The 26080-nt window shown below is 68.4% G+C and carries 25 protein-coding genes and 1 riboswitch; of the genes, 15 read left to right on the forward strand and 10 right to left on the reverse strand.

Annotated elements, in window-relative coordinates; genetic code table 11:
- The first annotated feature begins 139 nt into the window (after positions 1-139).
- Complete coding sequence (locus tag ACZZ93_RS12865) at positions 140-1867, forward strand: ABC transporter ATP-binding protein (protein WP_463511241.1); 1728 nt, start codon at positions 140-142, stop codon at positions 1865-1867.
- Positions 1864-4110 carry an ABC transporter ATP-binding protein gene (locus tag ACZZ93_RS12870; protein WP_320488966.1) on the forward strand — a complete coding sequence of 749 codons (2247 nt, stop codon included), beginning with the start codon at positions 1864-1866 and terminating at the stop codon, positions 4108-4110. Before ACZZ93_RS12865 ends, ACZZ93_RS12870 begins: the two co-directional genes overlap by 4 nt.
- Here ACZZ93_RS12870 and ACZZ93_RS12875 read toward each other — a convergent pair.
- The gene (locus ACZZ93_RS12875; RefSeq protein ID WP_463511242.1) at positions 4099-5535 is read right to left on the reverse strand and encodes a D-alanyl-D-alanine carboxypeptidase family protein; all 1437 of its coding nucleotides are present in this window, start codon (positions 5533-5535) and stop codon (positions 4099-4101) included. The genes ACZZ93_RS12870 and ACZZ93_RS12875 overlap by 12 nt on opposite strands.
- A gap of 234 nt (positions 5536-5769) precedes the next feature.
- Positions 5770-5879: riboswitch (TPP riboswitch) on the forward strand.
- Between ACZZ93_RS12875 and ACZZ93_RS12880 the strand changes: the two genes are divergently transcribed.
- The 5 genes from ACZZ93_RS12880 to ACZZ93_RS12900 all read left to right on the forward strand — a co-directional run bounded on the left by ACZZ93_RS12880 (position 5873) and on the right by ACZZ93_RS12900 (position 11435).
- Positions 5873-6529 carry an ECF transporter S component gene (locus tag ACZZ93_RS12880; protein ID WP_053097984.1) on the forward strand — a complete coding sequence of 219 codons (657 nt, stop codon included), beginning with the start codon at positions 5873-5875 and terminating at the stop codon, positions 6527-6529. Its footprint overlaps the riboswitch before it by 7 nt.
- Entirely contained in the window at positions 6526-7986 is a 1461-nt protein-coding gene (locus ACZZ93_RS12885; protein ID WP_463511243.1) for an ABC transporter ATP-binding protein, read from the forward strand. Before ACZZ93_RS12880 ends, ACZZ93_RS12885 begins: the two co-directional genes overlap by 4 nt.
- Positions 7983-8708: an energy-coupling factor transporter transmembrane component T family protein gene (locus tag ACZZ93_RS12890; RefSeq protein ID WP_463511244.1), complete on the forward strand. Its 726-nt coding sequence runs from the start codon at positions 7983-7985 to the stop codon at positions 8706-8708. The genes ACZZ93_RS12885 and ACZZ93_RS12890 overlap by 4 nt, the downstream gene beginning before the upstream one ends.
- 308 nt (positions 8709-9016) lie before the next feature.
- Positions 9017-10057 carry a TerC family protein gene (locus tag ACZZ93_RS12895; protein ID WP_463511245.1) on the forward strand — a complete coding sequence of 347 codons (1041 nt, stop codon included), beginning with the start codon at positions 9017-9019 and terminating at the stop codon, positions 10055-10057.
- 94 nt (positions 10058-10151) lie between these two features.
- Positions 10152-11435 carry a hemolysin family protein gene (locus ACZZ93_RS12900; protein WP_463511246.1) on the forward strand — a complete coding sequence of 428 codons (1284 nt, stop codon included), beginning with the start codon at positions 10152-10154 and terminating at the stop codon, positions 11433-11435.
- A gap of 8 nt (positions 11436-11443) precedes the next feature.
- Here the strand turns inward: ACZZ93_RS12900 and ACZZ93_RS12905 are convergent, their stop codons facing one another.
- Positions 11444-12169, reverse strand: a complete 726-nt coding sequence (locus ACZZ93_RS12905) for a phosphotransferase (protein WP_463511247.1) — start codon at positions 12167-12169, stop codon at positions 11444-11446.
- Between the two features lie 139 nt (positions 12170-12308).
- Here ACZZ93_RS12905 and ACZZ93_RS12910 point away from each other — a divergent pair, with 139 nt between their 5' ends.
- The 3 genes from ACZZ93_RS12910 to ACZZ93_RS12920 all read left to right on the forward strand — a co-directional run bounded on the left by ACZZ93_RS12910 (position 12309) and on the right by ACZZ93_RS12920 (position 14771).
- On the forward strand, positions 12309-12965 hold the full coding sequence (locus ACZZ93_RS12910) for a hypothetical protein (RefSeq protein ID WP_463511248.1): 657 nt from the start codon (positions 12309-12311) through the stop codon (positions 12963-12965).
- A 167-nt stretch (positions 12966-13132) separates the two neighbouring features.
- Positions 13133-13894: an SDR family NAD(P)-dependent oxidoreductase gene (locus ACZZ93_RS12915; protein ID WP_056280483.1), complete on the forward strand. Its 762-nt coding sequence runs from the start codon at positions 13133-13135 to the stop codon at positions 13892-13894.
- Between the two features lie 46 nt (positions 13895-13940).
- Entirely contained in the window at positions 13941-14771 is an 831-nt protein-coding gene (locus ACZZ93_RS12920; RefSeq protein ID WP_053097980.1) for an SDR family oxidoreductase, read from the forward strand.
- Positions 14772-14798: 27 nt separating this feature from the next.
- Here ACZZ93_RS12920 and ACZZ93_RS12925 read toward each other — a convergent pair whose 3' ends face one another.
- The 4 genes from ACZZ93_RS12925 to ACZZ93_RS12940 are packed head-to-tail and all read right to left on the reverse strand — an operon-like array spanning position 14799 to position 16813.
- Complete coding sequence (locus ACZZ93_RS12925) at positions 14799-15548, reverse strand: sulfite exporter TauE/SafE family protein (RefSeq protein WP_463511249.1); 750 nt, start codon at positions 15546-15548, stop codon at positions 14799-14801.
- 16 nt (positions 15549-15564) lie between these two features.
- Positions 15565-16050 (reverse strand): bifunctional 4-hydroxy-2-oxoglutarate aldolase/2-dehydro-3-deoxy-phosphogluconate aldolase, encoded by a 486-nt coding sequence (locus tag ACZZ93_RS12930; protein ID WP_463511250.1) that lies wholly within the window; start codon positions 16048-16050, stop codon positions 15565-15567.
- Positions 16047-16202 carry a hypothetical protein gene (locus ACZZ93_RS12935; protein ID WP_463511251.1) on the reverse strand — a complete coding sequence of 52 codons (156 nt, stop codon included), beginning with the start codon at positions 16200-16202 and terminating at the stop codon, positions 16047-16049. The genes ACZZ93_RS12930 and ACZZ93_RS12935 overlap by 4 nt, the downstream gene beginning before the upstream one ends.
- A gap of 56 nt (positions 16203-16258) precedes the next feature.
- On the reverse strand, positions 16259-16813 hold the full coding sequence (locus ACZZ93_RS12940) for a ribosomal protein L7/L12 (protein WP_463511252.1): 555 nt from the start codon (positions 16811-16813) through the stop codon (positions 16259-16261).
- A 70-nt stretch (positions 16814-16883) separates the two neighbouring features.
- Here ACZZ93_RS12940 and rlmN point away from each other — a divergent pair, with 70 nt between their 5' ends.
- Positions 16884-18173: a dual-specificity RNA methyltransferase RlmN gene (rlmN, locus tag ACZZ93_RS12945; RefSeq protein ID WP_171821948.1), complete on the forward strand. Its 1290-nt coding sequence runs from the start codon at positions 16884-16886 to the stop codon at positions 18171-18173.
- Here the strand turns inward: rlmN and ACZZ93_RS12950 are convergent.
- Positions 18122-18754: an NAD(P)H-dependent oxidoreductase gene (locus ACZZ93_RS12950; RefSeq protein WP_463511253.1), complete on the reverse strand. Its 633-nt coding sequence runs from the start codon at positions 18752-18754 to the stop codon at positions 18122-18124. The two genes, rlmN and ACZZ93_RS12950, sit on opposite strands and share 52 nt — an antisense overlap.
- A 66-nt stretch (positions 18755-18820) precedes the next feature.
- Here ACZZ93_RS12950 and ACZZ93_RS12955 point away from each other — a divergent pair, with 66 nt between their 5' ends.
- The 4 genes from ACZZ93_RS12955 to ACZZ93_RS12970 all read left to right on the forward strand — a co-directional run bounded on the left by ACZZ93_RS12955 (position 18821) and on the right by ACZZ93_RS12970 (position 22805).
- The gene (locus ACZZ93_RS12955) at positions 18821-19387 is read left to right on the forward strand and encodes a TetR/AcrR family transcriptional regulator (protein ID WP_056280495.1); all 567 of its coding nucleotides are present in this window, start codon (positions 18821-18823) and stop codon (positions 19385-19387) included.
- Positions 19388-19464: 77 nt separating this feature from the next.
- The gene (locus tag ACZZ93_RS12960) at positions 19465-21093 is read left to right on the forward strand and encodes a DUF4407 domain-containing protein (RefSeq protein ID WP_463511254.1); all 1629 of its coding nucleotides are present in this window, start codon (positions 19465-19467) and stop codon (positions 21091-21093) included.
- A gap of 131 nt (positions 21094-21224) precedes the next feature.
- On the forward strand, positions 21225-21737 hold the full coding sequence (locus ACZZ93_RS12965) for a hypothetical protein (protein ID WP_295105388.1): 513 nt from the start codon (positions 21225-21227) through the stop codon (positions 21735-21737).
- Positions 21738-21791: 54 nt separating this feature from the next.
- The gene (locus ACZZ93_RS12970) at positions 21792-22805 is read left to right on the forward strand and encodes an aldo/keto reductase family protein (RefSeq protein WP_053097972.1); all 1014 of its coding nucleotides are present in this window, start codon (positions 21792-21794) and stop codon (positions 22803-22805) included.
- Between the two features lie 62 nt (positions 22806-22867).
- Here the strand turns inward: ACZZ93_RS12970 and ACZZ93_RS12975 are convergent, their stop codons facing one another.
- From ACZZ93_RS12975 to ACZZ93_RS12985, 3 genes are read right to left on the reverse strand one after another with little or no spacing between them, the layout of a single operon-like run.
- Complete coding sequence (locus ACZZ93_RS12975) at positions 22868-23773, reverse strand: carbohydrate ABC transporter permease (protein WP_222839501.1); 906 nt, start codon at positions 23771-23773, stop codon at positions 22868-22870.
- Positions 23770-24720, reverse strand: coding sequence for a carbohydrate ABC transporter permease (locus tag ACZZ93_RS12980; RefSeq protein WP_053097971.1), 951 nt, complete (start codon positions 24718-24720; stop codon positions 23770-23772). The genes ACZZ93_RS12975 and ACZZ93_RS12980 overlap by 4 nt, the downstream gene beginning before the upstream one ends.
- A 3-nt stretch (positions 24721-24723) precedes the next feature.
- Positions 24724-26019: an ABC transporter substrate-binding protein gene (locus tag ACZZ93_RS12985; protein ID WP_222839518.1), complete on the reverse strand. Its 1296-nt coding sequence runs from the start codon at positions 26017-26019 to the stop codon at positions 24724-24726.
- Between the last annotated feature and the right edge of the window lie 61 nt (positions 26020-26080).

Raw genomic sequence — 26080 nt, forward strand, 5'->3', positions numbered from 1 at the left:
TGGTTCGCTGTGAGCGAAGGTCCGCCCACAGGGGGATACGAATGTCCGGAGTTCGTGCCACCCTTGCATGTGCGCGATCGTCGGCCTGCGTCCGCCCGTCGGGAGATCCGCCGATTCATCCTTCCTAGAAAGTCCGCCTGTGCTGGGAAAAATCCTCCTCCGTTATCTCGCCCGCTATAAGTGGCTGCTCGTCGCCGTGCTGGTGTTCCAATTCGCCAGCGCTCTGGCCACCCTCTACCTCCCGCGCCTGAACGAAGACATCATCAACAAGGGCGTGGCCCAGTCCGACACCGCCTACATCTGGCGCACCGGGCTCTTCATGCTCGCCGTCTCGCTCGGCCAGATCATCGCGTCGGTCATCGCGACCTACTTCGCGGCTCGCGCGTCGATGGGTGCGGGGCGCGACATCCGTGCCGACGTCTTCGCCAAGGTCAGCGGATTCTCCGAGCGAGAGGTGTCGCAGTTCGGCGCCGGCTCGCTCATCACGCGCAACACGAACGACGTGCAGCAGGTGCAGATGCTCGCGATGATGGGCGCGACGATGCTCGTCACCGCGCCGCTGCTCGCGATCGGCGGCATCATCTTCGCCATGCAGACGAACATCGGCCTGAGCTGGCTCATCGCCGTGTCCGTCCCGCTGCTGCTGATCGTCGCCGGTCTCGTCGTCAGCCGCATGGTTCCGCTGTTCCGCAGCTACCAGGGCAAGCTCGACACCGTGAACCGCGTGCTGCGCGAGCAGCTCACCGGCGTGCGCGTGGTCCGTGCCTTCGTCCGAGAGGGCATCGAAGAAGAGCGCTTCCGCGGTGCCAACACCGACATCATGGTGGTCGGCCGCAAGGTCGGCTCGCTGTTCGTCCTGCTGTTCCCGCTGTTCATGCTCATCCTCAACGTCACGATCGTCGCGGTCGTGTGGTTCGGCGGCATCGAGGTCAACAGCGGCACGGTGCAGGTCGGCACGATCTTCGCCTTCATGCAGTACATCGGCCAGATCATGGGCGGCGTCATCATGGCCAGCTTCATGGCGATCATGATCCCGCGCGCGGCAGTGTCGGCCGAGCGCATCGGCGAGGTGCTCGAGACGCAGTCGAGCATGGTGCGGCCGGCCGACGGCGTGACCGACTTCCCGACACCCGGTTCGGTCGCCTTCGACGGCGTCGAGTTCACCTACCCGGGCGCCGACTCTCCCGTTCTCAAGGGCATCAGCTTCGCGGCCGAGCCCGGCGAGACGGTGGCGATCGTCGGATCGACCGGTGCCGGCAAGACGACCCTCGTGTCGTTGATCCCACGACTCTTCGACGTCTCCGGCGGAGCCGTCTTCGTCGGCGGCGCCGATGTGCGCGATGCCGACGTCGAGTCGCTGTGGGCGACCATCGGCCTCGTTCCGCAGCGTCCGTTCCTCTTCACCGGAACGGTGGCCTCGAACCTCCGGTACGGTCGCGAGGACGCGACCGATGAAGAGCTCTGGCATGCGCTGGAGATCGCTCAGGGACGCGACTTCGTCGAGGAGATGCCCCAGGGGCTCGACTCGAGGATCACCCAGGGCGGCACCAACGTCTCGGGCGGTCAGCGTCAGCGCCTGGCGATCGCCCGCGCGATCGTCCGTCAACCGCAGATCCTGGTCTTCGACGACTCGTTCTCCGCGCTCGACCTCACCACCGACGCCCGACTGAGGCAGGCGCTGTGGCGTGAACTGCCGCACGTGACCAAGATCGTGGTCGCGCAGCGCGTCTCATCCATCACCGATGCGGACCGCATCGTCGTCCTCGAAGGGGGCACCATGGTCGGCGTCGGCACGCACGAGGAGCTTCTCGAGACCAGTACGACCTACCGAGAGATCGTCGAATCGCAGCTGGGGGTAGACGCATGAGCGAGCAGGACGCTCCCCGGACCCGCCGCGGTCGCGCGGCCAAGGCGGCGGACACGACCACTGCGGTCGAGCCGGCGCTGACAGACGAAGAGAAGTACGAGGCCGAGCTCGCCGAGAAGGCGCGCCAGGACGGCGGCGGCTGGGACAGCGTCGCTCCCGGAAAGGCCGACAACTTCGGCAAGAGCTTCAGCCGGATGATCGGGCTGCTCAAGCCGTCGGCCGTCTGGTTCATCCTGGTGTCGATCGCCGGCGCCGTCGGCGTCGTGCTCACGGTCGCGGCGCCGAAGGTGCTCGGTGAGGCCACGAACCTCATCTACAAGGGCTTCATCTCCGTGCAGCTCGCGCAGGCGAACGGGGACTTCCCCGGGTTCCCCGCCGGCACTCCGCAGGACGATGTCGTCGCGGCACTCCGCCAGGGAGGGCAGGACGACTTCGCCAATCAGGTCGAGGCCCTCGGCGCCTTCCGTGTCGGTGACGGTGTCGACTTCGACGCGCTGCGGTGGATCATCATCGCCGTGCTGGCGATCTATGTCACCGCCGCCTTCCTCAGCTGGATCCAGGGTTACGTCATCAACGTCATCATGGTCCGCACCATGTGGCGTCTGCGCGAGCAGGTCGAGGCGAAGATCAACCGTCTGCCCCTGTCGTACTTCGACAAGGTGCAGCGCGGTGATCTGATCTCGCGCGTGACGAACGACATCGACAACATCACCCAGACCATGCAGCAGTCGCTGTCCGGCGCGATCACGGCCGTACTCACGGTCGTGGGCGTGCTGGTCCTGATGTTCTCGATCTCCTGGCAGCTCGCTCTCGTCGCGCTCGTGGCGCTCCCGCTCATGGGTGTGATCTTCGGCGTCATCGGCCCTCGCTCGCAGAAGGCCTTCGGCACGCAGTGGCGCAAGGTCGGCCGTCTGAACGCTCGCGTCGAAGAGGCCTTCTCCGGTCACGCGCTGGTCAAGGTCTTCGGTCGCGAGCAGGACGCGCTGGAGAAGTTCCAGGGCGAGAACGAGGAGCTGTTCCAGGCCAGCTTCAAGGCGCAGTTCCTCTCCGGCATCATCATGCCGGCGATGACCTTCGTCGGCAGCCTCACCTACGTGGGCATCGCGGTGCTCGGCGGTCTCATGGTCGCCAACGGGCAGCTGCGTCTCGGAGACGTGCAGGCGTTCATCCAGTACTCGCAGCAGTTCACGCAGCCGCTGTCCGAGCTCGGTGGGATGGCGGCCGTCGTGCAGTCCGGCACGGCATCGGCCGAGCGGGTGTTCGAGCTCCTCGACACCGAAGAGCAGGAAGCGGACGACGCGGATGCTCCGAAGCTCGCCGACGGCAAGGGCGTCGTGGAGTTCGAGAACGTCGCGTTCTCGTACACTCCCGACCGTCCGCTGATCACCGACCTCTCGTTCCGGGTCGAGCCCGGTCAGACGGTCGCGATCGTCGGTCCGACGGGAGCGGGCAAGACCACTCTCGTCAACCTCATCATGCGGTTCTACGAACTGAACGGCGGGCGCATCCTGCTCGACGGTCAGGACATCTCCGAGGTCACGCGTGACCAGCTGCGCTCTCGCACCGGCATGGTCCTGCAGGACCCGTGGCTGTTCGCCGGGAGCATCCGCGAGAACATCCGGTACGGACGCTCGACCGCGACCGACGACGAGGTTCTCGAAGCGGCGAAGGCGACCTACGTGGATCGCTTCGTGCATGCCCTCCCCGAGGGCTACGACACCGTGCTCGACGAAGACGCGTCGAACGTCTCGGCGGGCGAGCGACAGCTGATCACGATCGCGCGAGCGTTCGTGGCCCAGCCGTCGATCCTGATCCTCGATGAGGCCACGTCGGCGGTCGACACCCGCACCGAGCTGTTGCTGCAGCACGCGATGGCGGCGCTTCGACAGGGACGCACGTCGTTCGTGATCGCGCACCGCCTGTCGACCATCCGCGATGCCGACCTCATCCTCGTGATGGAGCACGGAGACATCGTCGAGAAGGGCACGCACGACGAGCTCATCGCCGCGCAGGGCGCCTACTGGCGCCTCTACCAGTCGCAGTTCGAACAGGCGGCGACCGACATCGACGCAGAGGACGCGCTCACCGGCTCGACTCCGGTCGTCATGAGCGGCGACGCCGAAGACGCGGCTGCGTCGGCACAGGTCGGCGTCTCGGTGGGGGCGCAGACTCCCGCTGCCGAGGCAGCGGCCGCGCAGGCAGTGGTCGAACGGCCGGATGCCGGAGGCTCCTCACGCGCCTGAAGCGCCAGAGCGCCTGAAGCGACAGAGCCCCTGAAGTGACAGAACGCCTCGCCTCCCGAATCCCGGGAGGCGAGGCGTTCTGCGTCCGTCGGGCTTTCGCTGGAGGGACGACGCGTCAGCGCTGGTCGGCCGTGATGCCGAGGAGTTCGAGGGGTGGGTCAGCCGCCACCACGGGCTCGGGGCATCGACATCGTCGGCGAGCGACAGCGACGTCGTCACCGTGTTCAACGGCCCGACGCTCGTCATCGTGCCGACCTCGTCGCCCGCTTCGCGGTTGTCGCCGAGTGAGAAGTCCGTCGAGGCCTCGGCGACGGCGCCGTTCCACAGGACCACATCGGCATCCGCATCAGTGACGACATCGGTGCTCGCGCCCCACGCCGTGGTGACGGTGCCGACGACCGTGCCCTCGGCGACGGCGGGAGTCTGCTGCTCCAGCGCCGTCTCGACCTGCGTGAACAGCGAACGGGTCTCCGTGAGGCGCTGCGCGTCGTCGGCCTGACCGAGAACCGACGCGTACAGATGCACAGTCGTGTCGTCGACAGTGACGACCTTCGCGGTCAACAGGTTCCAGCTGTCGCCGAGCGTGCCGGTCTTGACGCCGACGACGCCGGGGTCCGCCAGCATCCCGTTCGTGTTCACCACCGTGCCCGCACCCGGAAGATCGACCGACGGAGTTCCGACGATGCCGGCGAAGACGGGGTTCTGCATCGCGATCTCGGCCAACGCGACGAGCGACTCGGGTGTGGCCCGGTTGCGGTCGTCGAAGCCCGACGGAGTGATGATCGTGATGTCGTCGAGACCACGGTCGCGCAGCCACACCGCTGCTGCGGCGGTGAACGACGACGGGGAACCCCAGATCTCCGCGGAGAGCCGGTCGATGTAGTTGTTGGCCGATCCGAGCAGCGTTCCCTGGAGGAGCTGGAACTCGGTGAGAGTGCCGCCCACGGGCACGTCGAGCGCGGACTGGTCGGAGAGGCGATAGTCCCAGTAGGCCAGGTTGTCGGCCCGCGTGAACGAGAACTCGGGGCCCTGCTCGCCCACGGCGAGGGGCATCCGCTCGAGCACCATCAAGCTCGAGACGACCTTGGTGACGCTTGCGATCGCCGCAGCGTCGAGCGACGACGACGTCGTACCGATGCCGCCGATCCCCACGGCAGCGCTTCCCTGGGCAGGGAAGGTGATCGCGGCAGCGGGCGCCGCGACGGGGGCGAGTTCGACGGCCTGAACCGTCGGCGCGACCTCGTGCAACGGCCACAGCATGGCCGATCCGGCGTAGGTGCCGAGCAAGCCGACGACGACGCCGAGCGGCACCAGCACGCCGGGCCGGGCGATCGCCGGGCGCAGGTGCGCTCCGGTCAGCAGCGCACCGCCGCTCTCCACGGCCGGCGCGTCATCGAGCGCGTCGGTCGCCGGGTGCTGGGCCACGTCGACCGGGTCGACCCACGTCAGGGAGTGCCGCCGCTGTCTTCCTCCGCCCACTGCGCGGGGGAGTCGCCTCAGGAGTGAAGATCGCAGAGACGTCGTCATCCGCAGGAACGGCGGAGGCGGTGGCCTCGGCGGAATCGGGAGCGGTCACCTCCTCACGGTACCGAACTCGTGCGGGGATCCGTGTCGCTGCAGCGGGAGAGGACGCGGGGTGTCGCCTCTGGGTAAGATCGTGGGTACAACCACGGGAGTCCGGCGAGCCGGGCTGAGAGGGAGCGAATCGCGCTTCGACCGTCGAACCTGATCTGGGTCATGCCAGCGCAGGGAGGAGTCACAGATGAGTACATCCACGTCCGGATCCACCACGGGATCGGCATCGGCCACGCAGTCATCGACGGGCCTCGGTCGCCCGCAGCTCTGGCGCTGGCGGGTCGTCGACATCGTCGTGGCGAGTGTCATCGCCGTCGCATGCGCGATGATCTTCCTGCTCTGGAACGTCGGCTACGAGGTGCCGAGCAGCATCCTGACGCCGCTGCTCCCCGGTGTTCAGGGCCTGCTCGCTGGCCCCTGGCTGATCGCCGGAGTGCTCGGCGGCCTGATCATCCGCAAGCCCGGTGCCGCTCTGTACACCGAGCTGGTCGCCGCGATCATCTCAGCACTCGTCGGCAACGCGTGGGGCCCGCTCACGATCGTCTCGGGCCTTGTGCAGGGTCTCGGCGCAGAGCTGGTGTTCCTGATCTTCCTGTACGGCGTCTGGCGGCTGCCTGTCGCGATGCTGGCTGGTGCCGGCGCGGGTCTCGCCTGCGGCATCAACGACCGCATCCTCTGGTACGCCGGCGCCGACACGCTCTTCACGAGCGTCTACATCGTCTCGACGACCATCTCGGGTGCGGTCATCGCCGGGCTCGGGGCGTGGCTGATCGCCCGAGGACTCGCCGCCACGGGCGCCCTCAGCCGGTTCGCCGCCGGCCGCGAGGTCACCGCACGGGTGTGAGCTCGCTCACGACGCCCGCCACCCTCGAAGCCCGTGGCTGGGGGTGGCGGTACGCGACGCGACGGCGCTGGGCGGTGCGCGACGTCGACCTGCGCATCGAGCCGGGGGAGCGGGTGCTGCTGCTCGGCGCCTCCGGCTCGGGCAAGTCGACGCTGCTCCAGGGGTTCGGTGGGGTGCTCGGCGGTGCGGATGAGGGCGAGACGCACGGTGCGCTGCTCGTCGACGGCGTGCCGCCCACCGACGCCCGGGGTCGGGTCGGGATGGTCCTGCAGGATCCCGATACGCAGACGATCCTCGCGAGGGTCGGCGACGACGTCGCCTTCGGCTGCGAGAACCTCGGCGTACCCCGAGACGAGATCTGGCAGCGGGTGCGCGCGGCGCTGGACGCCGTAGAGCTCGACGTCGACCTCGATCGATCCACGGCCGCGCTGTCGGGCGGTCAGAAGCAGCGCCTCGCCCTCGCCGGCGTGCTCGCGATGCGACCGGGTGCCATCCTGCTCGACGAACCGACGGCGAACCTCGACCCCGAGGGGGTGCGGGACGTACGGGATGCCGTGGCCGCCGCCCTCGATGCGACGAGTGCGACCCTCGTGGTCATCGAGCATCGCATCGACATCTGGCTGCCGCTCGTGACCCGGGTGATCGTGCTCGGCGCCGAGCCCGATGGCACAGTCGTGCTCGCCGACGGGAGCCCGGACGCGGTCCTGGGCGCTCGGGGCGCGGAGCTCGCGGCATCCGGTGTCTGGGTTCCCGGGCACCCGCCCGCCGTCCCGCCCGCACCGGCGCAGCGGCCGGGAGCGACGCTGCTGGAGGCCCGTGGTCTCACTGTGTCTCGCAGGCGCGGGCTCGCCGTCGCCGGTCCGTTCGACGTCGATGTGCGCGCCGGAGAGGTGCTCGGGGTCACCGGTGCGAACGGCGCAGGCAAATCGACGCTCGGGCTCACGCTCGCGGGATTGATCCCGGTCGAAGAAGGTCGGGTCGCCGCTCTGCCGCCCCTCGCCGCCGGAGAGAAGCCCGATCCCATCCACTGGTCGTCGCGCGCCCTGCTCACGCGCATCGCGTCGGTCATGCAGACGCCCGAGCACCAGCTGCTCGCCAAGACCGTGCGCGACGAGCTGTCGGTCGGGCCGCGGGCCTTGAAGCTGCCGGACGCCGAGATCGCCTCCCGAGTCGACGACCTGCTCGAAAGGCTGCGGCTCACCTCGCTCGCCGCAGCCAATCCCTACACCCTGTCGGGCGGAGAGAAGCGGCGGCTCACGGTCGCCGCCGCCCTCGCCACGCGGCCCCGGATGCTGGTGCTCGACGAGCCCACCTTCGGGCAGGATGCGACGACCTGGGCCGAACTCGTCGGCCTGATCGCACGTCTGCGCGACGAGGGCACGGCGATCGTGGCGATCAGTCATGACGAGGCCGTGCTCGAGGCTCTGCACGCTCGGCGCATCGAGGTGGGACGATGATCGATCCGCTGACCGCCCGCGTCGAACGATCCGGTCCGATCGCCCCGCGCTCGGCCCTCGCGAAACTCATCGCGGCGCTTCTCATCGCCCTGCCCCTCGTGCTGACGATCGACGTGGTGTCGGCATCCGTCGCCCTGCTGCTCGAGATCCCTCTGCTCGTGCTCGCAGGCCTGCGCGCGAAGGAGTTCTGGACCCGCACCGCGGTGCTGTGGATCGCGGCGCCGCTCAGTGCGGTCACGATCGCTCTCTACGGCGCGACCAGCGGCACCGTGCATGTCGAGTGGCTCGTCGTGCGCATCAGCGACGGGTCGCTCGCGCTCGCTGCGGCGACCGCCGTGCGCGTGCTCGCGATCGGACTCCCCGCGGTGGTGCTCTTCATCACGGTCGACCCCACCGACCTCGCCGACGACCTGGCGCAGCGGGTGAGGCTGCCTGCGCGATTCGTCGTCGGCGCGCTCGCGGGGATGCGGATGCTGGGCCTGCTCGTCGACGACTGGCGGGCGCTCTTCTCGCGCGGCGTGCGCGCGGGGTGGCCGACGAGGGGCGGGTCCGTCGTGCGCTCGGCATGGCGTTCGCGCTGTTCGTGCTGGCGATCCGTCGTGGATCGTCGCTGGCGACGGCCATGGAGGCTCGCGGCTTCGGCGGTGCGGCACCGCGTTCGTGGGCGCGGGAGTCGAGGTGGGACCGACGCGACACGGCGCTGGTCATCGTCGCGGCGGTGATCCCGGCGGTGGCGATCGCGGCGGCGGTGCTCACGGGTGCGTGGAACTTCATCCTCGGCCCGACCGCCTGACGAGCCCACGACCTGACATCGCCGCCCGAACCACCGGAACCGGAAGCATCCACTCAGCTTTCTCATAGCTGGAATGCCGATGTATTCGCTAGCATCGAGTGAACCCAAGGGGAGTACTCCACCACGGGCGGCTCGTCATTACGGATGTCCCTGCATCCCGGGTCCCCGGTCCTCGTTCTCGAGGATGGAGAAGACCTTGGCGTCGACCTCGTCACGCCTCGTCTTCTGGAGACCTCCTTGAACATCACCCCCCTCGTGTGGATCATCACGATCGCCGTCACGATCGCCTTCTTCGTGTACGAGTTCTTCGCGCACGTGCGAAAGCCCCATGAGCCCACCATCGGCGAGTCCGCCCGCTGGTCGGCGTTCTACATCGGTCTGGCCCTGCTGTTCGGCGTCGGCATCGGCACCGTGTCGGGCTGGACGTACGGCGGTGAGTACTTCGCCGGGTACCTGACCGAGAAGGCGCTGTCGATCGACAACCTCTTCGTCTTCCTCATCGTGATGACCGGCTTCGCCGTGCCGCGCATCTATCAGCAGAAGGTGCTGATGATCGGCATCGTCATCGCGCTCATCATGCGCGGTGGATTCATCGCGCTCGGCGCCACGCTGATCGAGAACTTCTCCTGGATCTTCTACCTCTTCGGTGCGCTGCTGCTGTTCCTGGCCTACCGCCAGGCGTTCGCACAGGGCGACCACAACCCGGCCAACGGCCGATTCATGCGCTTCGTGCGCCGTATCCTGCCGGTGAGCGACGAGTACAACGGCGACCGCCTGACCGTGCAGCGCGACGGCAAGCGATTCTTCACGCCGATGTTCCTCGTGATCATCGCGATCGGCTTCGTCGACCTGATCTTCGCAGTCGACTCGATCCCCGCCATCTACGGTCTGACCGAAGAGGCCTACATCGTCTTCACGGCCAACGCCTTCGCCCTCATGGGCCTGCGCCAGCTGTACTTCCTCATCGGCGGCCTGCTGCAGCGCCTCGTGTACCTCGCGCAGGGCCTCGCGGTCATCCTCGCGTTCATCGGCGTCAAGCTCGTGCTGCACGCGATGCACGTCAACGAGCTTCCGTTCATCAACGGCGGCGAGCCGATGCTGTGGGCGCCTGAGATCCCGATCTGGTTCTCGCTCGTCTTCATCGGCGCGACGATCGCCGTCGCCACCGTCGCGAGCCTCATGAAGACGCGACGCGACGACAAGCGCGACGCGCTCGATACTCCTGATCCGTCCAGCTCTGCACCGCTCACCACCGACATCCAGAAGGAACACTCGTGAACCAGTCGCGCCGCTCCGACGCGTCCGCAGACCCCGACAGACCCGGCGCCCGAATGACCTCGGGCACCCCCGCACCTCGTGAGGTGACCCGCTGATGGGCGACCTCGCGGTGAACATCGCTCTGGTGTTCGTGTTCGTCCTCGTCGGCGGCGTGTTCGCCGCGACGGAGATGGCCCTCGTCACGTTGCGTGAGAGTCAGATCAATGCGATCGCTGCTCGTGGCAGACGAGGCGAGAAGGTCGCGAGCCTGGCTCGCAACCCGAACACCTTCCTCTCGGCGGTGCAGATCGGCGTGACGGTCGCCGGCTTCGCCTCGGCCGCCTACGGTGCGACCTCGATCGCCCCGTCGGTCGCGCCTCTGCTCGAGAACCTCGGGGTCGCCGCTCCGCTGGCTCTCACCCTCTCGACCGTGCTGCTGACGCTCGTGATCGCCTACCTGTCGCTCGTGCTCGGCGAGCTCGTGCCCAAGCGGCTCGCGATCCAGCGCAACGCCCAGTTCGCGTATGCCGTCGCGCCGGTGCTCGACGGCTTCGCCGTGGTCATGAGGCCGGTCATCTGGCTGCTGTCGGTGTCGACGAATGCGGTCGTGCGTCTGCTGGGCGGCGACCCGCACAAGGCGGCGGACGAGCTCAGCGAGGAGGAGCTGCGCGACATCGTCGCGACGCATCAGAGCCTCCCCGACGACGAGCGACGCATCCTCGACGACGTGCTGTCGCTGCGCGGACGTCAGGTGAGCGAGGTCATGCGGCCCCGTCCCGAGGTCGTCGCGCTCGACGGCGCCGCGACGCTCGCCGAGGCCATCGCGGACGTGCGCGAGCTGCCGTTCTCGCGGTACCCGGTGATCGACGCCTCGCTCGACGACATCGTGGGCTTCGTGCATGTGCGCGACCTCTTCGAGGCCGCCGCCGACGACGCGACGCGCGCGGTGCTCGGACTCATGCGTCCCGTCGAGTACGTGCCCTCGACCGCGGGCGTGCTACCCACCCTGACCCGCATGCGGGCGGCCGGTCACCAGATCGCCGTCGTGGTCGACGAGTACGGCGGCACCGACGGCATCGTGACGCTCGAGGACCTCGTCGAAGAGGTCGTGGGCGAGATCTTCGACGAGTACGACACGGAGGACCGGATGCCGGACGCCGGCGGCGCACTCGACGGCCGCCTCAATCTGCAGGACTTCGCCGAGATCACCGGGATCGCGCTGCCCCGTGGCGCATCGGACACGGTCGCGGGCTTCGTCACCGAGACGCTCGGCCGCCTCGCGGTGGTCGGTGATTCGGTCGAGGTGCCCGGTGCGACGATCCGCGTGACGGCCGTCGATCGTCGCCGGATCTCGGAGATCCGAGTGGCCGTGCACGAGGACGCCTCGCCGACCGACTGAGTCGAGTCTCAGGTCTCGTTCCAGAGTCGGCGGTAGTACTCGAGCCGATCCCGGTCGGGCGCGACGCCATACGCCTCGATGAGCGTGTCCTCCCACCCCGCACCGAAGTTCCACGTCGTGCTCATGGAGGCGACGGCGATGTCCGACCAGCGGTCGGCTGCGCCGAGCGCGGCGAGGTCGACGTGCGCGATCGGGCGGCCGTAGTCGTCGAGCAGCGTGTTCGGCATGCACGCGTCGCCGTGGCAGACCACCAGCTTCTCGACCGGTGGCGGCTCGTGCAGGTCGGCCGGCACCGTGACGCCGCGCTCGACCGCGTTCGCGATCCTCCATGCGGGGCTCCAGGTCCAGGGGCACTGCTCGACGGGCAGCGAGTCGTGCATCGCGCGCAGCGCGGTTCCGACCGCGCGTACGGCGGTCTCGGGGTCGTCGATCCATCGGGGGTCCACAGCGCTGCGGCCCGGGAGTGCAGCCGTGACGAGCCACTCGTGCGTGGCGTCCTCACCCTGATCGATCACCTCGGGAACCGCGATCCAACGCCGTGCCCACCGCATCCGCTCCGCTTCGTCCCGCATGTTCGCCTCGGCGTCATGCGGGCCCCACTTGATGTAGCGCCCGTCGTCGGTGCGAAAGGTGAGCCCGCCGATGCCGTTCAGCCATACCGGCGTGAGCGTGGCGCCCGCGGCCAGTGACCGCACGATCGGCGGGATCTCCGTCGTCGTGGAGGGGATGCTCATGGGGCGCTCATCTCATGTTCGAACGTATATCGGTATGCGTGTATTTTTCCGGCTCCGGGTGGCGAGACGCGGTTAGTCTCAGTCGCGGTCGCCGTCGGCGGCCGCATCATCCATCCCACTCGACACATCAGAGGTCTTCGTGCGCGTTTCGTCCCGGTCACAGTGGTGGCGGCGGCAGGGCAGCGATGCCGATGCCTCCTCGTCCGCATCCGCGGCTCCCGAGGTCGCACCCGGTGCCGATTCCGATGCCGCTCACGCTACCGCGGTCGGGCTGCCGAAGGCTCCGGCGATCTCGTCGCAGGAATCCGGCGAACGGGATCTCGACCAGTTCGTCGAGTGGATCTGGAGCGGCGACGTTCCGGCATCCGCACAGGCACCTGACGCCGGCGTCGAGAGCACACGCATCACCATAGAGGAGCAGTACAACATGAGTTCACTTGACGACGCCCTGCAGCAGCTGCTGGCCATCGAGGGCGCCACCGGCGCCGCGATCGTCGACTACGGCAGCGGAATGGCACTCGCCCAGGGCGGCAACCCCTCATTCGACCTGGGGATCGCCGCCGCGGGCAACTCGAACGTCGTGCGCGCCAAGCTGGCGACGATGCGCGACCTCGGCATCACGGATGAGATCGACGACATCCTCATCACCCTGAGCTCGCAGTATCACCTGATCAACGTGCTCAACACGACCGGTGCGAGCGGGCTCTTCATCTACCTCGTGCTCAACAGTGCGTCGGCGAACCTCGCGCTCGCACGCCACAAGCTGAAGGGCATCGCCGCGCAGATCCAGGTCTGATCTCGCGAGTCATTCCGAAGGGGCGGGGCCGTCATGGCCCCGCCCCTTCGACGTGCGCGGCGTAGGCTCGGGGTCGACACCGTCGCGAGGCCTCTGGCGATGTGTCGCCTGAAACTCGGAATCAGCTAAACTGACACTGAGTCGCACACGTTTCGAAGGAGAACCGCATGCAGATCCAGGGCTCGAGTGCTCTCATCACCGGCGGTGCGTCCGGTCTGGGCCTCGCCACCGCGCGGACGCTCGCCGCCGCCGGCGCCGTCGTCACCATCCTCGACCTGCCCTCGTCGGCCGGTGCCGAGATCGCGTCCGACCTCGGCGGGGTGTTCTCGGGCGGAGACGTCACGAGCGCTGAGGATGCCGCTGCCGCCGTGGCCGCAGCGCAGGCCGCCGCTCCGCTGCGGATCGTCGTCAACTGCGCGGGCATCGCCCCGCCGGCGAAGGTGCTCGACCGCGAGGGCAACCCGGCCGTGCTCGCCGACTTCGAGCGCATCGTCCGCATCAACCTCGTCGGCACCTTCAATGTCTTGTCGCAGGCCTCCGCCGTGATCGCGAAGAACGACGCGACCGACACCGGCGACCGTGGTGTCATCGTGAACACCGCGAGCGTAGCCGCTTTCGACGGGCAGATCGGCCAGCCGGCATACTCGGCCTCGAAGGGCGGCGTGCACGCCATGACGCTTCCCGTCGCTCGCGAGCTCGCTCGTTACGGCATCCGCGTCTGCACGATCGCTCCCGGCATCATGGAGACCCCGATGCTGATGGGCCTGCCGCAGGCGGCGCAGGACTCGCTGGGCCAGCAGGTGCCGTTCCCCTCGCGTCTCGGACGCCCCGACGAGTACGCCTCTCTCGTGCAGCAGATCGTCGAGAACGGCTACCTCAACGGCGAGACGATCCGCCTCGACGGCGCGATCCGCATGGCACCGAAGTAAGCCCGAACCCCGAAGTCCCGAAGCCCCGACGCTCCAAGGAGAATCCATGTCACTGGCAGGCAAGACCATCCTGATGTCCGGCGGCAGCCGCGGCATCGGACTCGCGATCGCACTGCGTGCCGCGGCTGACGGCGCGAACATCGCGATGCTGGCGAAGACCGACACCCCGCATCCGAAGCTCGAGGGAACGGTGCACACGGCCGCCGACCAGATCAGGGCGGCGGGCGGTCAGGCGCTGCCGATCGTCGGGGACGTGCGCGACGACGACGACATCACCGAGGCCGTGCTCAAGACGCAGGGCGAGTTCGGCGGCATCGACATCGTCATCAACAACGCCAGCGTCATCGACCTCTCGCGCTCGCTCGACCTCGGCGCGAAGAAGTATGACCTGATGCAGGACGTGAACGTCCGCGGCACGTTCATGCTCTCGCGCGCGGCGGTGCCGATCCTCAAGGACGCCGAGAACCCCCACATCCTGTCGCTGTCGCCGCCCCTGAACCCCACGCCGAAGTGGCTCGGTGCGCACACCGGATACACGCTCGCGAAGTTCGGCATGACGATGGTCACGCTCGGCCTTGCCGCGGAGTTCGCCCGCGACGGCATCGCCGCCAACACCCTGTGGCCGCGCACCACCATCGCCACCGCCGCGGTGCAGAACCTGCTCGGCGGCGACAAGGTCATGGCGGCGAGCCGCACGCCCGACATCTACGCCGACGCCGCCTACGCGGTGCTGCTCAAGCCCGCGGCCGAGTACACCGGTCAGACCCTGATCGTCGAGGACGTGCTCGAGGCCGACGGCGTGACCGACTTCTCGCATTACGCCGCCGTCCCCGGCACTCCCGACGACCGGCTGTTCCCCGACATCTTCCTCGACTGAGGCGGTCGTGCCGCGGGGAGCAGACGGTCAGAACGGCAGGTAGACGGCACCGGCGATCGTCAGCACGATCACGATGCGGTCGAACAGCACCTGGTTCATGCGCTTCGCGAGGCGGATGCCGCCCAGAGCGCCGAGCACCACGAGCGGCGCGAGCACGGCATCCATGAGCAGCACGTGGCCCTCGAAGAGGCCGAGGCCCGCGAGGAACGGGATCTTCACGAGGTTGATGATCGCGAAGAACCAGGCCGAGGTGCCGAGGAACACCTGCACGGGCGTGCGGGTGGCGAGGAAGTACATCGACATCACGGGTCCGCCCGCATTGGCGACCATGGTCGTGAAGCCACCGAGAGTGCCGTAGACGCCCGAGAGCACGATGCCTCCCGGTGCGGGCGACGCGGCATCCGCCCGGTCCTGCCGCCATCGCCGCCACAGGGTGACTGCGATCATCGCCAGCAGGATCACGCCGATCGCCCGACGCACGATGCCGTCGCCCGCGAGCGCGAGGAATGCGAAGCCGGCCAGCAGTCCCGCGAGCACGGCGGGCGCGAGGCGCAGCAGCGTCGGCCAGTGCGCGTGGCGGCGATAGGTGATCAACGCGAACACGTCGCCGACGATGAGCAGCAGGAGCATGGCGGCGGTCGACGTGCGCGCGGGGAGCACGGTCGCGAACAGTGCGATGGCCAGGATGCTGCCGCCGGGGAGCGCGGTCTTCGAGATGCCGATCGTGACGGCGGCGAGGCCGAGCGCCGCCCAGGCGAGGGGTGCGAGTTCGATCACCGGGTCATCGGCCGACTCAGCTGCGGGTCGCAGCGAGCGCCGCGGCGAAGCGGGCCGAGCGCTGTTCGATGTCGGCCCAGTCGGATGCAGCGAGCGAGGCGCCGTTCGCGAGGTCGCCGCCCGCTCCGACCGCCACGGCTCCGGCGCGGAACCAGTCGGCGAGGTTGTCGGGGCTGACGCCTCCCGTCGGCATCAGCGGAGCATCCGGGAACGGTCCGCGCAGCGCGCCGAGGTACGAGGGCCCGCCGAGGGACGCGGGGAAGATCTTGACCACGTCGACGCCGAGCTCGAGCGCGCCCATGACCTCGGTCGGGGTCATGGCACCTGTCATGACGACGCGGCCGGTCTCGAGCATCGCTCGGGTCAGAGCGGGCAGGGTTCCGGGGCTGACGAGGAACTCCGCACCGGCATCGGCGGCGAGGGCGGCCTGCTCGGCAGTCGTCACTGTGCCCGCGCCGATGTAGGCCGCGTCGCCGTGGCGCGCGATGAGTTCGCGGATCACCGCGGGGGCGTCGGGGTCGAGAAGGTGACCTCGATGCCGGTCACGCCACCGCGGATGATCGCCTCGGACGCCTCGAGTGCGAGCTCGGGCGAGGGTGCGCGCAAGACGGCGAGGACGCCGGCGGAACGGGCGCGGGAGAGGCGGTCGGGCATGGCGAAGACTCCTTCGATGGGGGATCGGCTCCATTCTCCCCGACCGCAGCCTGTAACTACAAGTGGCGCGGGTGTGGCCAGGCCTCGACGACGTCCTTCGCCTGCTTGAGGCCGAGCCCGGTGTGCTCCCTGACCAGCTTGATCGCCTGGATCTTCTGCTCGGCGGCGATGAGCCGGTCGACCTCGGAGGCGACGGATGCCGGCAGCGCGCCCCGCACCGACGACGGCGTCGCCGTGATCGACGAGTGGGCGGCCGAGGCGTTCGAGACGGCCGCGAGGTGCGGTGCCGTGGTGCTGACGGACCAGTGGTCGATCCGGTCCTTGGCCTCCTGCAGGCGCACGCCCGTGTGCTGCCGGTAGAGCTTGATCGCATGGATCTTCTGCCCGGCGGCGACGAGACGATCGATCTCGGCGATCACCGCAGGCGTCAGCTGCGATGCCGAGGCGGTCGACGTCGAAGCGGATGCCACGGATCGGGCCATCGTCGGCGACGGGGTGAACACGTGCGGCTCCGGTGCCTTCGGGCGCATCGATCGCAGTGCGGCGCCGATGATCACCACGCCCACGACGACAGCTGCGATGACCGCGCCGACAGCGATGATGATGTCCATGGGGTCAGTCTAGGGACGCCGGGGCCGGCGCCCCAGGCGCTTCCCACCCGGCACCGCGTACCCTGGAGGTATGACCGAGACTCCCCGCACGCGCGAGACGCGCCCCGCCACGGCACCCGCGTCGTCCCGTTCGGGGGCAGTCCGCTCGACCGGCACCCCGCAGGTGCGTCCTGCGACCGAGGGATGGACGCAGCAGAAGGATGCCGAGGGGCGGCCGCTGCTGCAGTTCGCGAGCCCGAAGCGCGGCAAGCCGCCGGTGCATCTCGCCGACCTCACGCCCGCCGAGCGCGTCGAGAAGGTCAAGGAGCTCGGCCTGCCCGGCTTCCGCGCGAAGCAGCTCTCGACCCACTACTTCCGGCACTACACGTCGGATGCCGCGGAGATGACGGATCTTCCGGCCGACACCCGCGAGCAGCTCGTCGCCGGCATGCTGCCGCCGCTGCTCACCGAGGTGCGCCGCCTGGAGACCGACCGCGGCGACACGATCAAGTTCCTCTGGCGTCTGCACGACGGCGCGCTGGTCGAGTCGGTGCTCATGCGCTACCCGGGCCGCATCACCCTGTGCGTCTCGTCGCAGGCCGGGTGCGGCATGAACTGCCCGTTCTGCGCCACCGGCCAGGCGGGGCTCACCCGCAACATGTCGACCGCCGAGATCATCGAGCAGATCGTCCGCGCCAACCGCCTGATCGCCGAGGGCGGTCTCGGCGGCAAGAAGGCCGACGACCACTCGATGGAGCGCGTGTCGAACATCGTCTTCATGGGCATGGGTGAGCCGCTCGCCAACTACAAGCGCGTGATGGACGCGGTGCGCTCGATGGTCGCGCCCCAGCCCGACGGCCTGGGCATGAGCGCGCGCGGCATCACGGTGTCGACGGTCGGACTCGTGCCGGCCATCAAGAAGCTCGCCGACGAGGGCATCCCCGTCACCTTCGCGCTGTCGCTGCACGCACCGGATGACCACCTGCGTGACGAGCTCATCCCGGTGAACTCGCGCTGGAAGGTCGACGAGGCGCTCGACGCCGCCTACGACTACTACGCCAAGACCGGCCGCCGTGTCTCGATCGAGTACGCGCTGATCAAGGACATGAACGACCACGCCTGGCGCGCCGACCTGCTCGCCGACAAGCTCAACGAGCGCGGCCGCGGCTGGGTGCACGTCAACCCGATCCCGCTGAACCCGACGCCCGGCTCGATCTGGACGTCGTCCGAGCCCTCGGTGCAGAACGAGTTCGTGCGCCGCCTCAACGACGCAGGCATCCCGACGACCCTCCGCGACACTCGCGGCAAGGAGATCGACGGTGCGTGCGGTCAGCTCGTCGCGACGACCGAAGACGAGGCTGCCTCCGCCGCCATGGCCTGAGGGTCGTTGGCGCGATCGCGAAGGCCGTCGCGGCGACCGAGAGTCTGGGCGCGCGACAGCCACGACTCGATGCGCGCAGGGCTCGCGTCCTTGACGCCCAGCATCCGCGTGGTGCGCACCGAGCGGATGCCGCAGAACCTCATCGTCCCGCGGGCGACGTGCGTCTGCGCCGGGAGCCCGGTGAAGGGCGTGAGGAACCACGGGGTGTCCGCCAGCAGGAACAGGCGTCCGTTCGCGGCCGTCAACAGGCCTTCGGGCATCCCGAGCTTCGAGTACCGGTACTCCTGCTGCGGCAGCAGGGCCCGATCGAAGAAGCCCTTCAGCAGCGCCGGCACCGACCCCCACCAGAGCGGCGTGAACACCACGACCGTCCGCGCTTCGGCCAGTGCGCGCTTCGCGTCGATCAGGTCGGGCTCGAGCTGCATGCGCCGGCGGTAGCCGAAGCGCAGCGACGGATCGAAGTCGAGATCGCGCGGAGCGAGGACACGGGCGTCGCCATGCGCGGCGGCATAGCGTCGGGCCAGTTCTGCGGTGAGGGATCCGGCATCGGGGTGGCCGTCGATGATCAGTGCGGATGACATGTGCGCTCCTATGTTGACAGTGTCAAGCAATGGTGGACACTGTCAAGATAAGCAACAATGTTGCTTGTGTCAAGTTCCCGATCCGGCTATCACCACGGTGACCTCGCCCACGCCCTCGAGGCGGCGGCGATGCAGCTGCTCGCCGAGAAGCCCGCGGGGGAGATCAGCCTGCGCGAGGTGGCCCGCGCCGCCGACGTGAGCCATAACGCCCCGTACCACCACTTCTCCGACCGGCGCGGTCTGCTCAAGGTCCTCGCCGAGCGCAGCATGGCCGACCTGGTGGCCGCGGTGCGCGGCGGGATCGAGGAGGCGCCGGACTCCGCATCCGCCGTGATCGAAGGCGGTGCCGCGTACATCCGCTACGCGGTCGAGCATCCGCACGGCTTCGACGTGATCTACGACCCGACGGTGTGCATCCCCGGTGAGCCGAGCGAGACCATGGCCCCCCTGATCGATGAACTCGAGCAGCTGCTGTCGGAGGCGTCCGTGGCGGCGGGCCTCGACGCGCAGAGCGTCACCGGAGTGTGGGGCCTCGTGCACGGACTCGGAACGCTGTGCGCCGCCGGACATTTCTCGCTCAAGGACGCGCTCGCCGCGAGCGCCGATGCGCTCGTCCGCATGCTGCCGCGCTGACCCTGACGAGGCCCGCGGAGGCGGAAACACAGGGTTCGTGCACGTTTTCCACAGGCGACATTTCGTAGATTGTCGGAATGCCCTATTCCGCTCACCGCCCAGGACGGTTCGATTCGCAGGGTCGGATCATCCTCGACAGCGACCCGAACGCTGACACGGACGACCTCGACTTCCTGCGCGCGTACGAGCCCACGGGCGCCGATCTGCCGGAACCGCAGCAGGCACCCGAGGTGCCCGATGCACCGGAGCAGGAGCAGGATGCCGCGGCATCCGCCCGTCCCGTGCGTGAGCCCAAGCCCCGGCGTCAGCCGCGCGAGCGCGCACCGCGCGTGCCGGGGTCGCGTCTGCGCAAGCTCGCCATCCTCGGCGGAGCCGAGGGCGAGATCCTCGACCGCGTCCCCGGCGAGACCCCGCGCTTCGTGCAGATGTTCTTCGTGCTGGCCGGAACCGCACTGGTCTCGGCGATCTCCATGCTGTTCGCACTGACCACGGGCGTGCAGGCCGCGATCTGGCTGGCCGTGCCGCTGGCGGTCGTCTGGGCGCTCATCATCTTCAACCTCGATCGCTTCCTCACCTCGACCATGACGTCGACCCGCAACGTCTGGAAGCTCATCGGCCTCGCGATCCCACGTGTGATCATGGCCGCGATCATCGGCTTCGTCGTCGCCGAGCCGCTCGTGCTGCAGATCTTCCACAACGACATCGCGCGCGAGGTCGCCTCGACGAACATCACCCAGGCGCAGGCCGACCAGGATGCACTCGAGACCGGCCCCGAGAAGAAGGCGCTCGACGCCGCATCCGACCGCGTCGCCGAGCTCGAGAACCAGGCGGCGACCGGAATCGTCGCCGGCACCGACTCGTCGTCGGCGACCGAATCGGCCGCGCAGGCCACGGTCGACGACCTCACGGCCAAGATGACCGAGCAGCAGGCCGTGATCGACCAGGCCCGCGTCCTCTACCAGTGCGAGCTCACCGGCGAAGGTGCAGGCACGGTTCCCGGCTGCACCGGCGTGAACGGCGAGGGCGCGAGCTCGGATGCCGCCCAGGCCCAGCTCGCCGAGGCGCAGCAGACCTACGACGCGCTCGCCGCGCAGCTGCGCACCGCCAACGAAGAGCTGGCAGCCGCGGGCACCGCCGCGAAGGAGAACACCAGCACGTCGGAGTCGCAGAACCGTGAAGAGGCGCAGTCTCAGCTGCCCGCCGCGCGCGACAGCTATGCCACCGCGCTCGCCGCGTACAACGCGCGCGCCGAATCGGTGGCGTCCGGCAACGCGGGCGCGATCGGTCTGCTCAGCCAGATCAGCGGTCTGAACAGGCTCAGCGAGAAGGAGCCGACGATCCTGTGGGCGCACATCCTCATCGCCGCACTGTTCTTCATGATCGAGCTGCTGCCCGTGCTCGTGAAGGTGCTCACCTCCTACGGCGACCCGTCGCTCTACGAGAAGGCCGTCGCGATCCGCAAGCAGGTCGCGCTCGACAAGGTGACCGCCGAGGGGTTCCGCGACCGCGCGGCGATCGTCACCGTGCAGTCGCAGGGGATCCAGGCGGATGCCGGACCAGGCGAACCGCAGACCCGCGCCGAGCGCAAGGAGGCCGCGCAGGCCGCCGAAGAGCGTGACGCGGCGCAGGAGCGCGAGCTCGCCGAGAAGCGCGCCCAGGCGCAGACGCTCGCCGAGCAGGAGCAGCTGGTCGAACCGCGCGTCTGACCGCCTGCAGCGTTGGTTCCGATTGCAGTCGGTGCCGTCTGGTCATGCCGGGTGGATGCCCGCTGGGTGGCACCGGTGTCGCGTGGCGGGAGTATCGGGCTGCTCTCAGCGAGCGCCTTTAGCGTGACGGCATGAGAAGACGGCGGCAGACGATCATCGTGTCCACGGTCGGAGTGGCCGTCGTGGTCATCTACGCCGGCCTGGCCGCACTGCAGATCCTCGTGTTCACACCGCTTGCCGCGGCGCCAGGGCTCTCTCTCGCAGAGGTCAAGGCCGAGATGCACAGTGCAGGAGAGTCGCTGAACGAGGCCAGTACGATCTCCATCCTCGCGATCGGCCCGCTGATCGCCGTGGTCGTCGCCGCGATCGCGGTGAGAGCTCGCGCACACCCCGCGATTCCGGCCATCACGCTTCTCAGCGTTCTGATGTTGGGCGGGCCAGGGCTCTTCGTCGCGTCCTTCGGACCCGGCATGGGGATGGCGGACACCTTCATGGTGGCGGGCGGGATCTTCCTCCCGGGGGTGATGCCGTTCTTCGTCGTCAGCGTGATCGCGGGGGTAGCCCTGACGGTGGGGGTGATCCTGGCGGCGACACTCGCGAGAGGGCGTGCGCGTCCGGAGCCGGCCTCACGTCCGTCGGTCTGAGACCGGTCACGGAGATCCGGGCCCGGCGTCTGCCACGGCCGGTAGCGTTATGGCATGGTCAACTATCGCTATCTCGGCAACAGCGGTCTCAAGGTCTCTGAGATCACCTACGGCAACTGGGTCACGCACGCTTCGCAGGTCGGCGACGACGCCGCCGTCAAGACGGTGCACGCGGCGCTCGACGCCGGCATCACCACATTCGACACCGCAGACACCTACGCGAACACCGCGGCAGAGGTCGTGCTCGGCAAGGCGCTCGAGGGTCAGCGCCGGGAGGGTCTCGAGATCTTCACGAAGGTCTACTTCCCGACCGGCCCCAAGGGTCCGAACGACACCGGGCTGAGCCGCAAGCACATCCTCGAATCGATCAACGGCTCGCTGACGCGCCTCGGCACCGACTACGTCGACCTCTACCAGGCGCACCGTTTCGACTACGAGACCCCGCTCGAGGAGACGTTCCAGGCGTTCGCCGACGTCGTGCGCCAGGGCAAGGCCCTCTACATCGGCGTGTCGGAGTGGACGGCCGAGCAGCTGCGCGAGGGGCATGCGCTCGCGAAGCAGCTCGGCGTGCAGCTGATCTCGAACCAGCCGCAGTACTCGATGCTGCACCGTGTGATCGAGGGCAAGGTCGTGCCCGCATCGGAGGAGCTCGGCATCTCGCAGATCGTCTGGTCGCCGATGGCGCAGGGCGTGCTGTCGGGCAAGTACCTGCCGGGTCAGCCGGTTCCCGAGGGCTCCCGCGCGACGGATCCGCACAGCGGCTCCGACTTCATCAAGGGGTTCCTGCAGGACGACATCCTCACCGCCGTGCAGAAGCTCAAGCCGATCGCCGAGCAGGCCGGCCTGTCGATGCCGCAGCTCGCGATCGCCTGGGTGCTGCAGAACCCGAACGTCGCCGCAGCTCTCGTCGGAGCCTCGCGCCCCGAGCAGCTCGCCGAGACGGTCAAGGCCTCGGGCGTGACGCTCGACGCCGACACGCTCGCGGCGATCGACACCGCACTGGGCGACACGGTCAACCGCGATGCAGAGGCCACGTACTCGGTGTCGCCGAAGGCCCGCCTGGTCTGACGGATGCATGACGAAGGCCGCCGTCCCTGAGGGGCGGCGGCCTTCGTCATATCCGGATGCGCTTACTCCTTGACGGCGCCGGCGGTCAGGCCCTGCACGATCCAGCGGCTCGCGAGTGCGAACATCACCATGGTCGGCAGGATCGTCAGCACGGCTGCGGCGCTCATCGAGCCCCAGTCGATGTTGAACGTCGAGATGAACCCGTTCAGCGCCGACGGCACGGTGCGGTTCTCGTCGGTGTTCATCAGCACGACCGACAGGAACAGCTCGTTCCAGCAGTTGACGAAGTTGAAGATGAAGGCCGCGATGATGCCCGGGGTCATCACCGGCACGAGCACCCGGAACAGCGCGCCGAAGCGCGAGCATCCGTCGATCATCGCCGCCTCTTCGAGCGCGTCCGGCACGTTCTCGAAGAAACCGCGCAGCATGACCGTGGAGAACGGGATGCAGACCGCGATGTACACGAGGATCAGGCCGGGCTTGGTGTCGACGAGGCCCAGGTCGGTCATCATCGAGTACAGCGGCCCCAGCGCGATGAACGCGGGGATCATCTGCGTGAGCAGGAACGCCACCAGCACCGTCCCCTTGCCGCGGAACTCGAAGCGCGCGATCACATAGGCGCTGAGCAGAGCGATGAGCGTCGCGACCGCACCCGCGATCGTCGCCACGAGAGCCGAGTTGCCGAGGAAGACCCCGAACGAGCTCTGCTCGAACAGGCTCACGTAGTTGTCGAGCGACGGCTCGCTGGGCCAGTACTCGATCGGGAAGGAGTTGATCGTTCCCGGCGACTTGAACGACGTCAGCGCGATCCAGTACAGCGGGAAGAGCGTGATGACGAGCCAGAGGGCGAGACCGACGACGCGCACGACGCCGCCGACCGAGGCCTTGCGCTTCGGACGCGGTGCCTTCGCGATGTCGGGGACGGTGAGACGCCGGGTCTCGGTGACCGTGGTTCCGGTGATGGTCATCGCTGGACCCTCCGCATCGCCATGAGGTAGAACGCGCAGAACACGAACAGGAACGCGACGACGATGAGTCCGATGGCGCTCGCGATGCCGTAGTTGCCCTGCTGCGTGTAGTTGATCATCCACGTCGTGATGATGTGGGTCTGGTTCGCCGGCCCGCCGTTGGTCATCGCGTAGATGATGTCGGGGAAGTTGAAGATCCAGATGATGCGCAGCAGGATCGTCAGCAGCAGCGTCATCGAGATGTACGGGATGATGATCGAGAACAGCTGACGCACCTTGCCTGCGCCGTCGAGGCTCGCGGCCTCGAGCATCTCATCGGGCACGGACTGCAGAGCCGCGAGGATCATGATCGCGAAGAAGGTCACGCCGTACCAGATGTTGGCGACGATGACCGCGAACATCGCGAGCTTCGGATCCGCCAGCCAGGGCAGCGGGGCGTCGATCAGGCCGGCCTTCATGAGCAGGTCGTTCACGACGCCGAACTCGGCGTTGAACATCCAGCGGAACAGCATCCCGATCAGGAAGCCCGAGACGGCCCACGGGAAGAACACGAGCGCCTGGTAGAGCCCGCGGAAGCGGAAGCGCTTGCGCAGGGCGAGCGCGATCAGGAAGCCGATCACGAGCTGAGGCACGAGCGAGCCGACGACCCACAGGACGGAGTTCCAGGCGACGATCGGGAAGGCAGGGTCTTGGAAGACGGTGACGAAGTTGTCGAAACCCACCCACGGGGTGGAGGTGAGATCCCACAGGTTCCAGTCGTGGAAGGCCATGCGTGCGCCCTGCAGCATCGGCCAGTAGGTGAACCAGCACACGAACACGATCGCCGGGGCCATGAAGGCCAGCAGCGTCAGCGCGTGGCGGCCACGGAAGGGGCGGCGCCGGCGGGATGCCGGGGAGGCCCCGCCGGCGGTGCCGACGGAGCCCCCTTCGAGAGTGGTCCGGGTCACGGATCAGCCCTTTTCCGCAGCGTACTTCTCGGTCCAGAAGGTGTCCCACGACTCGAGCAGCTCGGTGGTCGACATGTTGCCGAGCAGCACGTTCTGCACGTCCTGGTCGGACTTCTGGATCCACTCGGTCCACCAGCTGACGCCGCGAGGCTGCTTGACGTTGACGTAGGTCTCGGGGTCCTCGGTCATCGTGACATAGCTCGTCCACGGGCCCGAGGAGTAGAACTCGTCATCGGCTGCCTCGGAGATGATCGGCACGAGGCTGTTGGCCTGCGCGAACTCGGTGGCCGGCTCGGCCGACGAGAGGAACTCGACGAGCTTGACCGCAGCATCCTGGTGCTCGCTGTTCTCCGCGACGCCCCAGCCGGCGACGGCCAGCGGCTGCGCGGCCTTGCCCGACGGGCCGACGAGCAGCGGGGCGGTGTCCCACTGATCCTCGGTCAGAGAGGAGTCCTGCACGGTCGCGATGACCTCGGGGTCCTGCAGCAGGAACGCCGTGGTGCCGTTGGTGAAACCGGCGACCATCTCGGGGTAGCCCCACGACACGGCGGACGGCGGCGACGCCTCCTTGAAGAGGTCGAAGTAGTCGTCGACGGCTTCCTGTGCCTCGGGAGCGGCGAAGATCGTCGACCCGTCCTCCATCAGGAAGGCGTCATCGACGTCGAGGCCGTCGATCGTGTAGGCCTCGATAGCCGCGACCACATTGCTGTTCGCGTTCTGGCCACCGCGGAACGCGTAGCCGTAGATGTTGTTCGCGGGGTCCTGGATGGCGCTGGCCTGCTCGAGCAGATCCTTCCAGCTGTGCGGCGGGCCGTCGAAGCCCGCCTCCTCGACGAGGTCGGTGCGATAGAAGAGCGACAGGCCGTAGAAGCCGTACGGCACGAAGTAGCTCTTGCCGTCTGCGGCCACGGACGCCGACTGCGCGTTGTCGGTGAGGGCATCCCAGCCGTCCCACTTCTCGAGGTCGGCCGAGATGTCATGCAGCCAGCCGTTGTTCGCGAACGGTCCGACGGTGATGTCGCGGACCTCGAGGACGTCGACGCCCTTGCCCGACTGCAGCATCTGCTGGATCTTCGCGTCGGCCTGCTCGGTGGGCGGCGAGACGAGCTTGACCTTGATGTCGGGGTTCTCCTTCTCGAAGTCGTCGAGGAGTCCGCGCAGCAGGTCGGTGCGGGCAGGATTGGTCAGGCTCTCGACCATCTGCAGGGTGACGGTGCCGTCGGCGGACTCGCCGCCGCCTGCGGAACAGCCGGTGAGCGCGAGTGCGGCGACGGTGCCGATTCCCGCGGCGGTCGTCAAGATTCTGTTCTTCTTCACGAGGTGCCTCTCAGTTGGTGATGGTGGTGGGTCGGGTGGTGGG

The organism is Microbacterium sp. AC026, assembly GCF_979258475.1.